Annotated in this window: 1 pseudogene; it reads left to right on the forward strand. The window is 63.1% G+C overall.

Features of this window, described 5'->3' with window-relative positions:
* Positions 1–279 (forward strand): annotated as a pseudogene (locus AAIL67_RS24815) (electron transfer flavoprotein subunit beta/FixA family protein); the annotation flags it as partial.

Genomic DNA, 279 nt, shown 5'->3' on the forward strand with positions numbered 1-279 from the left:
GTGGACTACAACGTCAAGGTCCGCGTGAAGTCGGACGGCACGGGTGTGGACATCGCCAACGTCAAGATGAGCATGAACCCCTTTGACGAAATCGCCGTCGAAGAAGCCGTGCGCCTGAAGGAAAAAGGCGTGGTGACCGAAGTCATCGCCGTCTCCTGCGGCGTGGCCCAGTGCCAGGAAACCCTGCGCACGGCCATGGCCATCGGTGCCGATCGCGGCATCCTGGTCGAGACCGATGTCGAGCTGCAGCCCCTGGCCGTGGCCAAGCTGCTCAATGCC

Source organism: Comamonas sp. A7-5 (genome assembly GCF_039581385.1).
Lineage (GTDB): Bacteria > Pseudomonadota > Gammaproteobacteria > Burkholderiales > Burkholderiaceae_C > Comamonas > Comamonas thiooxydans.